Origin of the sequence: Microcoleus sp. N9_A1 (assembly GCF_036701795.1) — a bacterium.
Lineage (GTDB): Bacteria > Cyanobacteriota > Cyanobacteriia > Cyanobacteriales > Microcoleaceae > Microcoleus.
In genome coordinates this window covers 1-10,857 of sequence record NZ_JAUBRI010000118.1, presented here as the reverse complement: position 1 = coordinate 10,857, position 10,857 = coordinate 1, and the positions used below count along the sequence as shown (strand labels likewise).

The window sequence follows — 10,857 nt, the reverse complement described above, 5'->3', positions numbered from 1 at the left end:
AATTGGTATCTCGGTAAAAAAATGAGTAAGATTACTCATTGACAACAGTGCTTTTAGCTTAACTTGTGAGTAATGGGGTGATGCAGTGTTGCTGGCAGAAGCAAATGTCGCGCCCGATCGCATTCACGTCTACTTTGATCAGGGCGACAGAATGCACGTCCTGTTCAACTTTTTGCTGAACCAATATCTGTTTTTGGCCCTAGCGCGTCAAGAATCCACAGCCCTGCGCGATGGACTAAAAATCTTACCGGAGATTCCTGATATTTGTCAGTGGCTGAATTTTGTGCGCCACCACGATGAACTGACGCTAGACCGCATTTCTTCATCCGAACGAGAGGAAATTTTTGCAGCATTCGCCCCCGATGAAAGGATGCAAATTTTCGGGCGCGGGATTCGTCGTCGCTTACCACCGATGATGGGAAATGACCGCTGCCGGATTGAACTAATCTACAGCTTGCTGTTCACCTTGCCCGGTACACCAATGCTGCGCTATGGCGAAGAAATTGGCATGGGGGATGACCTTTCGCTGGAAGGTCGAAACAGCGTCCGCACTGTGATGCAATGGTCGGATGCGCCGAATGGTGGCTTCTCGACTGCTGCAACTGATGCTCTTGCCAAACCTGCGATCGCCAGCGGAGAATATAGTTATAAACAAGTCAATGTCGCCGCAGCGCAGCGCGATCCTAACTCATTAATTAACTGGGTCGAACGTGCAATCCGCATCCGCAAGCAATGTCCTGAGTTCGGTAGGGGAAAATGGCAAATTTTGGAAACCGACTGTTCTTGGGTTTTTGCCCACTGCTGTCACTGGGAAGGCAGGACATTGCTTCTCGTCCACAATCTAGCCGACAAACCTTGCACGGTTACTCTCAAATCTAACGAATACACCAATCTTATTGATTTATTTGGCGATCGCCTGTATGAATCTCTCGATGCCGACTCGCTCTCTATTCCTTTAGAAGCCTACGGTTATCGCTGGTTTCGAGTCAATCGAATCCTGGGGTAAAAAAGTTAATGTTGATGGGAGAACTAGCGACGTGGGTTCTGAGGAATGTACTTAGCACTATCCTTGTCGGGAAGCGGTTCTATCTGACCTTGATTGACCAAAGCTTGATGAATTAGGGCAGTAGCACTACCCCGACTGAGCAACTCGTTCGGATTAAGAACTCTGGCATCTGGATAGTTGACCACTATCTTTGCCTTTGTCGCTGCTGCTACTGGCTCAACCGCATATTTAGGAATTTTCTCGGCATCTTTATAGTACGAATTTAGAAAATCTAATGCCGAAATTTTAGCAGGCGCAGTTGCAGCTTTTGTCGTTGTTGGTGGAACAGCCTTAGCCGATTTAGGTGCGGGCGCAGCCGCAGGCTGCAGCCTTGCCACTACAGGTAATAACGGCTGCATCAAAACAGTCGCTGCGAGGGGAAATGCCAAACGGTTCCTAGCCATTCGACGTTTATTTACTGGAGTTGGCCTTGCTGGAGTTGCAGCAGCTCGATCGGTTTTGGCAACAGGGGGATTGTAATCCATATTTAAACCCCTCATTAACACAACTAATGCTTGTGCCTTAGTCAAGGGCTGCTTCGGACGAAACTCATTTCCGGGAAAATCATTCATAAATCCCGCTTCATAAGCTTCTTGAATCGGAGTTTCTGCCCAGTAGTTTTGAGGCACATCCTTAAAGTAACTTCCACTCGGTATCTTTCTAACGCTTGCTCGATTAAAAGCTTGGCGGATCATCGCCGAAAATTCATCCCGATCCACAGCCTGTTTTGGTCTAAAACTTCCGTTTAGATATCCGGTAACAATGTCTTTTTCAGCCAAGGAATCAATAAACGGACGCGCCCAGTAATTCGGCGGTACATCAGGAAATTTCGATTTAGCTTGTTGAGCAGCAACTTGCTGGGAACTTAGCACAAAGCCAGTGCCACTGACACTAACGGCTAAAGCTAAAAAGGCTACGCTGATTGACGGTAAATGCCTGCGATTAGACATGAAAAATATCCTCCTGATTTTTGCATTTTTAACTAGACTATTTGGCTGAGTTAAAGCGGATTACGTTTTTTTATATCCGATTCCCATTCTGTTTTTACAACATCTAACTCTTCGCGACGTACTGTGTCTGTTTCCTCAACCGTATCTTGCTCAACTTCTTTTCTGATTTGCACTTCCTCGCGCACGAACGCTTGCTTTTTGATATTGACACTTTCTTCGTAGATTTCAAAATGTGCCATTTCTTCTTGCTTGAAGGCGGTATCTGGAGTTACTCGACTCCCTGCATATTCTGGAGTAGTGCGCTCAATCACAACTCGCTCTTTTTCTACAGGAACCTCCAGTTGTACCGTTTTGGTTTCAACTTGCTTGCCAATTATTACCTCGCCTGTTTTGCGACGGGTTTTATCTGCAACTAATCGTTCTTCGTACAGTTTGAGTTTTTGATGATCCTGTTCGTTCATCTGATACAATTCAGGCTCTATATCGTAAGTATAGGTATCCCGGTCATAAGCAGGATTACTAGCTTGAGGCGAGACAGAATGTGTTCTCGAAACTGGAACAGGTGCTTCTAAAGGTAATGATGCTTCTACTGGTGCAGACCCTTCTACTGTTGAAGTCCGATAAATACCCCGCACTTGTTCTTCATAATCGTAATCAACTGCCATCCCATCCTCATACCTGGGTAGGTTTTCCACTTGGTCTTTACTCCGCAAATTTATAGCGTAAACGCGCCGCCCCTTAAAATCAACGCGACAAAGAGCGATGGGAAGTAAAACTTTTTTGTCAAAAATCCAAGAACCAGTCTCAACCACAAAATAGCGGAAACGTCCTGTCTCATCTACCAGCGCAGTATCGATCGTGCCAATTTTATCATGGGTACTTCCGCCATACACATCCAGCCCTTTGATATCGTCGTCCTCAAAAGCTGCTTGGCGGTAGTTGGGATTAAAATCCTCAATTTTGTAAAGTAACATTGTTATTTCCTGTACCTATGTACATCAAGCTTTGCACCTACTTTAGATAGATATCAGTTCTAATACTTCCTTCTTATGAATGATTCAGCAAATTGAAAATCATCAAGATAGCAATATTTATTTATATTTTTCTATCTTTAGGTAGATGAATTTAGCATTTTTGTACTAAATGTAATAAATTTATCTAATCATTTGTAGGTTGGGTGGAGCCAACCTACAACGTTTCTGCCACCAACTCTCACAAGGATTTATTAGGTTTTATTATCACCTTAACTAGGGGATATCCTACAAAATTAAGGGCATCTATAAACGAGCTGCTGGTTTTTTTTTAAGGAGATTTCGATTTTATGAGCGCAATTACTACTTGTGATATTTAAAAATTTTAAGTTAAAAATATTATGCCCATCGGTAGATATTCTGGTAATGATGATTAAGTAAAATTAAATTACCTTCAAGAAAAAAAATAACCACGTAACGCAGGGGTTAATCTTTTATGACTTATCCAGATCGATCGAGCAGTGACCTCACTGATCCTACAATCGTCAATCCGCTGGTGGATTACCACGACCAAGTGAGGTGGGGGCCAATTTTGGCAGGAATTGCGATCGCTCTGGGTACTCAACTAATATTAAGCGCTTTGGCAATGGCGATCGGATTAAGCGCCGGTGCAACAGGCGCGGATGCAGGTTCCGTTGGTTTTGGGGTAGTAATTTGGTCGATTATCAGTTTGCTGATTTCCCTGTTTTTGGGGGGTTGGGTGATGGCTCAAAGCTGCGGCCCTATGACCACGAAAACAGCAATTTTGAATGCAGCAATTCTTTGGGGAACTACATTAGCACTTAGTTCTTGGTTATTAGCAAGCGGGATATCGGGTGCTGTTGGCGCTGTCGCTGCTAATGCTGGAGAAATTGCCAATCAAGTACAACAACAGGGCGGCGTTAATATACCGAATCAAGCGCCGAATGTAGACCCAAATCAAGTTCGCGATCTAGCTGGTAATACAGCTAAAGCTACTTGGTCATTTCTACTGGGCTCTTTGCTGAGTTTGGCAGCGGCAATGATGGGTGGTGCTGTTGGCGCTCGCAAACCTCGCGTTTATGCTTGATTAGCGATTATAAAACCAGAAAATTCAACAAGCACACCAGCGAGTCGAATGATTTTATACCATTGTGATGATGATTCATCCTTTCTTGGAGAAGATGAACAAGCTAAAAACCTTTTCTAAGGTTTTGGCATAGAGATTTAAAAGGAGATAAAGCGATGCAACAGCAGAGGATCTGGCAAAAATATACAAGGTTAACAAGTTCGATCTTGTTAACGGCAACGGTTTTAGTTGCTCCCTCGTTCGCCGCTAATACAAATCAAAAACAGATTCAAGGTGAATATTTACTAGCGCAAGCTTCAGACAACTGTCGCCAGGTTATTGCGAGGAATGGCCTTAATGTTCGGCGACAACCGACGGCTAACAGCGAAGCGGTTGGCATCATCGGTTCCTCACGAAATGTGACGATTCAAAATCTTGGTGAGAATGGCTGGGTACCAATTACAGCCCCCATACAAGGCTACGTATATGGTGGTTTTCTCGGAGCGTGTGAAGCCGCAACCGCCCCGCCTCCTACTAACTGCCGCCAAGTGGCAGCCGCCAGAGGAATTAACGTACATCAAGCACCTTCCACTGATGGGGAAAGCGTTGGAGTCGTCGCGAGTGGACGAAGAGTGACGATTGAAAGTTTAGGAACGGATGGTTGGGTGCCCATTACAGTGCCACTGAGAGGCTACGTCCAAGCTGAAAACCTGGCGTATTGTAGTTAATTGAAAAAACAGTGATGGATGACCAATCAAACCCAAAAAAAGAAACTAATTCACAGCAAAAGTCTGGTTTGTTAAATTTCCTTGCCGAGACAACCGAATCTGCACTGAATACAGGTAAAGCGGTTGTTGACACAGCAGTTGATTGGGGGGAAGCTGCTGCTAAACAAACTTATAGATTGATTGGACAAGCGACGCAAGGAACCGGAGATGCGGTAACTTATGTTGGCAATCTTCCCTTTGTTAAACAAGTGGCAGGGGTACTCAGACTTGATTGGTTAGTTGGGGTCAGCGATCGCATCGACTTAGCCAAAGCGGAAGCTCAAGTCAAGGAACTCCAACAAAAGTATCCCAATGAATATCCCAGCGAAATTGCCCATCGCATTATGGTGGAAAAAGCAATTCACGCCGGTGGTGTTGGATTTGCTAGCAGCATTTTACCTGGTGTCGCGGCTGCACTGCTGGCGATCGATTTAGCCGCAACTACTGCGATTCAAACCGAAATGGTTTATGAAATTGCCGCCGCTTATGGGATGGATTTGCAACAGCCAGCCCGAAAAGGTGAGGTTTTGGCAATTTTTGGGTTAGCGCTAGGCGGTAGCAACGCAATGAGAGCTGGTTTGGGCTTTTTACGCAACGTACCGCTGGCTGGCGCGATGATTGGTGCGAGTACGAATGCTACGATGCTGTACGCGCTGGGATATGCGGCGCGCGAGTTTTACGAAGCCAAACTGAGGGAAGATACTGAAGAACCTGGAACCGAAACTCTGCAAGCGATCCAGCAACAAAGCGAGAAATATCTTGATGTTGCGATCGCCCAGCAAGCAGCGATGGATCAAATTATGGTTCACATGATTTTGGCAACTTATCCCAACAAAAACTGGGAAGATATTCTGCCAGAATTGAAGGCATTGCAATTAAATGCCGATTCTCTCAAAAGGATTGCTGCTAACATCAAGTCCCCCAAACCCTTGGGTGCATTGTTAGAGCAACTTAACCCGGACTTTGCAGTACCGCTATTAGCTCAATGCCGTCGCATTGCCGAAAGTAGCGGAGAGGTTTCCGAGGCAGAACAGAGGGTGCTGGATGCGATCGCACAAAAACTCAACGGTCAAGATGTGGCTTCGATATCCACTTGAAAAAAATTGTTGGTGCGTTAGCTTTCTGCGTAACGCACCATCCCCAATATTTACTGTCGCTGTGTAAGTCCTAAATGAGCCTCACGTTAGAGTAATCTAGAGCCTTAAGATAGAGTTTGACATGGCTAATTTTAATACTATAGCAATCCTAAATCGTTCAGATAAATTTGTAGGGGTCGTGCCCCCGTGCCTACCCCCTATCTATTGGGGCAACCACGGGGGGATTGCCCCTACAATAATTACGCAAATCATTTAGGATTGCTATATCAATAACGACTGATGCAAGAGGAAGTTTTATGACAGCAGAAATATCCGGAGTCTGGGACAAGATTGAGAGCATGATCAATGGCTTCATTGTCCTGCTGCCTAATATGATGCTAGCGTTCATTGTTTTTGCAATCTTTTTCTTTGTTGGGAGGTCAATTAAGAGAGCGGTCAGGCGGCTTACCCGCAACCACCGCCAATCCCGGAATTTGGGACTGGTGTTGGGAAGGTTAGCGCAGGGTATTACTGTTCTGGTTGGTCTGTTTATTGCCTTGTCGATTGTAATTCCCACATTTAGAGCAGGCGATTTGGTGCAACTGCTGGGAATTAGCGGGGTAGCGATTGGTTTTGCCTTTCGCGATATCTTACAAAACTTCCTAGCTGGTATCCTAATTCTTTTGACGGAACCGTTCCAAATCGATGACCAGATTGTGTTTAAAAACTTTGAGGGAACGGTAGAAAATATTGAAACTCGCGCTACAACAATCCGAACCTATGATGGTCGCCGGATTGTAATTCCCAATGCGGAATTGTTCACCAATTCTGTTACTGTGAATACTGCCTTTGATAAACGCCGGATGGAATACGACGTTGGTATCGGCTACGGCGATGATATTGACCGAGCCAAGCAGTTAATGATGGAAGCCATGCACAGTGTGGATGAGGTTTTGAATGACCCTGCTCCTGACGTGCTGCTGATGGAACTTGCAGGAAGTACCGTCAATATCCGCGCTCGATGGTGGATTGCTCCGCCACGACGAATGGACGATCTGCGATCGCGGGACAAGGTACTTTCTGCGATTAAGAAAAATCTGACTGCCAATGGCATCGACTTGCCCTTTCCTACGCAGCAAATTTTGTTTCACGACCAAACCGAAGAGACGGATGGCGATCGCAAACGTCAACGCGAAGGATGGCCCGCTGGTAATGGCGAAGTTCCCAAACCCCTCAGCATCAGCGGTTCTCTGCGAAAACTAATTGAACTGCGATCGCAATCTGACGGCAACAGACAATCTTAACCCGACCCCAACTCATGAAAAATGTCAAGTTAAGCAAACTTTGGGACTCGCTGCACAGAAGGATACAGTCTCTTTGTACCCCAACTCTCGGTTACAGTTGGTACTGGATTGGCAATTGCCAGTATCGGGGTACTAATTTACTTTATCCATCACGCATCAACCATTATTCAAGCGTCCCATGTAATTACTCAGGTTAGTGGCGATTTAGACAAAGCTCTAGATCGTCTGTTTCCCGAAAAAATCGGAGAAGGTAAAGCGAACAACTCGCGAGAAGTGGGAGAAATTCCTGCAAGCAAATTTTGACTCGGAAGCAAGTCCAATCAAAGCCACTGGTGAGGGTTATTTGCAAGCAATCGATGACGACAAATTAATGAAAATTGCCCGTCAGTACAATCTGCTTGTACGTCTTAAAACTCGATCGGGAAAGTTGATCGTCAAGGGCAGCGATTTAGCGATGGTTTTCCCGGAAAAACAAATGAATCAAAGCCTGAAACAACAGATGAACGATGCTTTTATTCTGGGTCAAGAACAAACTGAATATCAAGATGTAGAATTTCCCATATATCAGTTAGTTGAAGCCTTACGTGCGATTTCTCCTGCTATCAACGATCCGTTTACTGCGATTCGGTGTATCGATCGACTCAGCGCCGGATTATCCCGCCTCGCTCAAAGGGATTTTCCCTCGCCCTATCGCTACGACGATGAACAGAATTTGCGCGTCATTGTTGAAGGAGTGACCTTTGAAGGGTTAGTCGATGCTGCCTTTAACCAAATTCGCCAGTACAGTAAATCAGATGTGGCGGTAACAATTCGCTTATTGGAAGCTATAGCTTGCATCGCCACTTACACCCGCAATTCCAAACAACGAGAAGCTTTACGCCGTCACGCGGAGATGATTTTAAATAGTAGCAGCGAACAAATCTCTCAGGAGCAAGACCAGAAAGATGTGCAAGAAAGGTATCACCAAGTCATTAAAGCTTTAAGACATGATTAATTTGGTAGAGCAGAATTATGGTAATAACAGCAGCTTTGCGATCGGCTCCTAATACTTTAGCTTTAACCGCGCTGATTGCCATTGGTTTAGCGCTGACACATTTATTTTTCGGCAAGTTGCGGTTTGCTCCTATTCCTCGCAATCGCTGGCTTTCAGCAGCAAGCGGGGTTTCGGTAGCGTATGTTTTTGTGCATATTTTACCGGAATTAAATCAGCACCAAGCGGTATTAGAGCAAGTAGAATCAGGAGTTATTTCCTATTTAGAACACCACGTTTATTTAATAGCTTTGTTAGGATTGATTATATTTTACGGCTTGGAGCGAATTGCAAATTTATCTCGTCAGCGTCGCGAAGAGGATGTGACCAGTCCTGGTGTTTTTTGGTTGCACATTGGCTCTTTTTCAATCTACAACGCTCTGATTGGCTATCTGCTGCTGCATCGGGAACAACCGGGCATTACCAATCTGCTGTTGTTTTCTTGTGCAATGGCACTGCACTTTGCAGTGAACGACTCTGGTTTGCGGGAACACCACAAGCATATTTATGACCGCATCGGGCGCTGGATACTAGCAGCAGCTATTATTGTGGGGTGGGTGTTGGGTAGCGCTACTGAGATTGGAAAAACTGCGATCGCAGTTTTATTTGCTTTTTTAGCCGGAGGAATTGTTCTCAACGTCCTCAAAGAAGAATTGCCAGAAGAACGAGAAAGTCGGTTTTGGGCATTTGTCCTTGGTGCTGGAATTTACACGGCTCTTTTATTGGCTTTGTAGAGGAATCAAAGGCAGCCCAAACGTTCGAGGTTAAAACTATTTGAAGGAGCCAATCGTTCTTTCAGACGCAGTTTAAAATTACCGGGATAATTTTTCCGCTCGCTGCTACCAACTGCGACGGTATTAACAGTCTTAACTTTAGCCAAATTTCTGAGTTATCGACGTTTATTATTCGCATCCCTTGCTGCCAGTTCATTCTTAATTAATCTAGACATCCAACACAGCACAAACGAAGTCAAAAGCCGGGTGGTTCCTCACATAATTGCAGCAACGATTGGTTGGTTTACCGATCTAATTCTTGGGCCAGGATATCCGTCAGCGGAGACGGCGATTAGGAGCAAATATCGTTATTATTGATTGAATAATGCTAGTTAAAAAAATTAGCCATCTCTTCCGTTAGAAGCCTGCGGCTATCGCTGGTTTCGAGTCAATCGCATCCTGGGGTAAAAAAGTTAATGTTGAGGGGAACACTAGCGACTATAACTATGAGGAATGTACTTAGCAGATTAGGTGAAAAACCCGGTTTCTGGCGCCCATCCGTAAGTCGTATATATAATTAATTTTTAGGCGTGCATAAAAAATTTTCCTCTGAGGTAGAGCTGATGTTTCCAGTGTGGTTGCAGGCAGGATTTTGGGGTTTACTGGGGGGGTCGGCGCTGCTACTGGGAGCGGCGGTGGGTTACTTTGTGAGCATTCCCCAGCGCGCGATCGCGACAATTATGGCTTTTGGCGCTGGTGTGCTGATTTCAGCGCTATCCTTTGAACTGATGGATGAAGCTTACAAGCGCGGCGGTTTCGACTCGACGGCGATCGGCTTTTTGGGTGGCGCTGCTGTCTACACAGCCGCCAATTGGTTTTTGAGTCAACAGGGAGCAAAACACCGCAAGCGATCGGGGGCTTTGCACCCAGCTAAAACAGAGTCAGGCGATGGCGGATTAGCCATCGCCCTCGGCGCGCTGTTAGATGGCATACCGGAGTCGATCGTCATTGGTGTCAGCATGATTTCTGGAGGTGCTGTCAGTTGGGTGACAGTAGCGGCAATTTTCCTCTCCAACATTCCCGAAGGGCTCTCTAGCGCCGCCGGCATGAAAAAAGCAGGGAGATCGATCGGTTACATTTTTGGAGTTTGGGGCGCGATCGCACTTATTTCCGGTATTGCAGCATTGTTAGGATATACGGTTTTCAGTGGCTTTTCTGCGGAAGTAATAGCCGCTACTACCGCCGTAGCAGCAGGGGGTATTTTAGCCATGATCTCAGATACTATGATTCCCGAAGCATTCGAGGAAACTCACGATTTTGCTGGACTAATTACTGTCTGCGGTTTTTTAGCTGCTTTTGTACTCAGTAAGTTAGCAGAGAGATAATTAATTACTGTAGTTTAGACTAACTAAAGATGAGAACGGTGGCCAAAGAAGAACTAGAGCCACCGTTAAGGAGAGAATGAGGGTGAAAAATAAAAACCTATCCACTCCTTAAATGAACAGTGAACGATTAAAGGACTTTCGTCAAGAAGCATACGAGTTATTGGTACGAGGCAAGGATGCAACATTCGAGCTGATGGATGCAGTGATGACCACCAGGAATGCAGCCTGTTTGGCGGAATTTTCGCTCAGTCCGCTATTCCATCGTCAATGGTCAAGCATCTACGAGGCATTACAAGATTGTAGACCAGACCGGAAAAAACTGATGCTGCTGTATTTCCAGCAATTACAGGAGGAAGCACCCCCAACGGAACACATATTAGTGGCAATCGACCATACTGCATGGGGGAGAGCAGATGCCAAAACATTACAAGAAAGAACCCATGAATATCACGAAGGCGTAATTATTGGACAGGGGTACAGTACAATTGCGTGGATACCCGAAGCAGAAGGAAGTTGGGCATTACCCCTA

11 protein-coding genes and 1 pseudogene are annotated in these 10,857 nt (G+C 45.4%); 10 read left to right on the top strand and 2 right to left on the bottom strand.

The window, feature by feature from the left end:
- Positions 1-85 precede the first annotated feature (85 nt).
- Entirely contained in the window at positions 86-1,006 is a 921-nt protein-coding gene (locus QUA58_RS29720; protein ID WP_333397700.1) for an alpha-amylase family glycosyl hydrolase, read from the top strand.
- A 23-nt stretch (positions 1,007-1,029) separates the two neighbouring features.
- Here QUA58_RS29720 and QUA58_RS29715 read toward each other — a convergent pair whose 3' ends face one another.
- Positions 1,030-1,995, bottom strand: a complete 966-nt coding sequence (locus tag QUA58_RS29715) for an S-layer homology domain-containing protein (RefSeq protein WP_333397697.1) — start codon at positions 1,993-1,995, stop codon at positions 1,030-1,032.
- 50 nt (positions 1,996-2,045) lie between these two features.
- A complete protein-coding gene (locus tag QUA58_RS29710) occupies positions 2,046-2,969 on the bottom strand; it encodes a DUF2382 domain-containing protein (protein ID WP_333397695.1) in 924 nt (307 codons plus the stop codon).
- Between the two features lie 493 nt (positions 2,970-3,462).
- Here QUA58_RS29710 and QUA58_RS29705 point away from each other — a divergent pair, with 493 nt between their 5' ends.
- The 9 genes and pseudogenes from QUA58_RS29705 to QUA58_RS29670 form a co-directional block, all read left to right on the top strand.
- Positions 3,463-4,074 (top strand): hypothetical protein, encoded by a 612-nt coding sequence (locus QUA58_RS29705; RefSeq protein WP_333397693.1) that lies wholly within the window; start codon positions 3,463-3,465, stop codon positions 4,072-4,074.
- Positions 4,075-4,229: 155 nt separating this feature from the next.
- On the top strand, positions 4,230-4,781 hold the full coding sequence (locus QUA58_RS29700; protein ID WP_333252746.1) for an SH3 domain-containing protein: 552 nt from the start codon (positions 4,230-4,232) through the stop codon (positions 4,779-4,781).
- Between the two features lie 14 nt (positions 4,782-4,795).
- Positions 4,796-5,917 carry a hypothetical protein gene (locus QUA58_RS29695; RefSeq protein ID WP_333397692.1) on the top strand — a complete coding sequence of 374 codons (1,122 nt, stop codon included), beginning with the start codon at positions 4,796-4,798 and terminating at the stop codon, positions 5,915-5,917.
- Positions 5,918-6,213: 296 nt separating this feature from the next.
- The gene (locus QUA58_RS29690; protein WP_333397689.1) at positions 6,214-7,200 is read left to right on the top strand and encodes a mechanosensitive ion channel family protein; all 987 of its coding nucleotides are present in this window, start codon (positions 6,214-6,216) and stop codon (positions 7,198-7,200) included.
- Positions 7,201-7,269: 69 nt separating this feature from the next.
- Positions 7,270-7,503 (top strand): annotated as a pseudogene (locus QUA58_RS31695) (DUF2254 family protein); the annotation flags it as partial.
- Positions 7,421-8,194, top strand: coding sequence for a DUF2254 family protein (locus tag QUA58_RS29685; RefSeq protein ID WP_333252750.1), 774 nt, complete (start codon positions 7,421-7,423; stop codon positions 8,192-8,194). The pseudogene QUA58_RS31695 and the gene QUA58_RS29685, both read left to right, overlap by 83 nt.
- 17 nt (positions 8,195-8,211) lie before the next feature.
- Entirely contained in the window at positions 8,212-8,964 is a 753-nt protein-coding gene (locus QUA58_RS29680; protein WP_333252738.1) for a hypothetical protein, read from the top strand.
- Between the two features lie 602 nt (positions 8,965-9,566).
- Complete coding sequence (locus tag QUA58_RS29675; RefSeq protein WP_333397686.1) at positions 9,567-10,328, top strand: ZIP family zinc transporter; 762 nt, start codon at positions 9,567-9,569, stop codon at positions 10,326-10,328.
- A gap of 112 nt (positions 10,329-10,440) precedes the next feature.
- Positions 10,441-10,857: hypothetical protein (locus tag QUA58_RS29670; RefSeq protein WP_333397681.1), on the top strand; the 417-nt coding region annotated here is incomplete at its 3' end.

Coding starts and splice junctions, on each gene's coding strand:
- QUA58_RS29715 (WP_333397697.1), bottom strand. CDS start 1,995: ATGTCTAATCGCAGGCATTTACCGTCAATCAGCGTAGCCTTTTTAGCT.
- QUA58_RS29710 (WP_333397695.1), bottom strand. CDS start 2,969: ATGTTACTTTACAAAATTGAGGATTTTAATCCCAACTACCGCCAAGCA.
- QUA58_RS29705 (WP_333397693.1), top strand. CDS start 3,463: ATGACTTATCCAGATCGATCGAGCAGTGACCTCACTGATCCTACAATC.
- QUA58_RS29700 (WP_333252746.1), top strand. CDS start 4,230: ATGCAACAGCAGAGGATCTGGCAAAAATATACAAGGTTAACAAGTTCG.
- QUA58_RS29695 (WP_333397692.1), top strand. CDS start 4,796: ATGGATGACCAATCAAACCCAAAAAAAGAAACTAATTCACAGCAAAAG.
- QUA58_RS29690 (WP_333397689.1), top strand. CDS start 6,214: ATGACAGCAGAAATATCCGGAGTCTGGGACAAGATTGAGAGCATGATC.
- QUA58_RS29680 (WP_333252738.1), top strand. CDS start 8,212: ATGGTAATAACAGCAGCTTTGCGATCGGCTCCTAATACTTTAGCTTTA.
- QUA58_RS29675 (WP_333397686.1), top strand. CDS start 9,567: ATGTTTCCAGTGTGGTTGCAGGCAGGATTTTGGGGTTTACTGGGGGGG.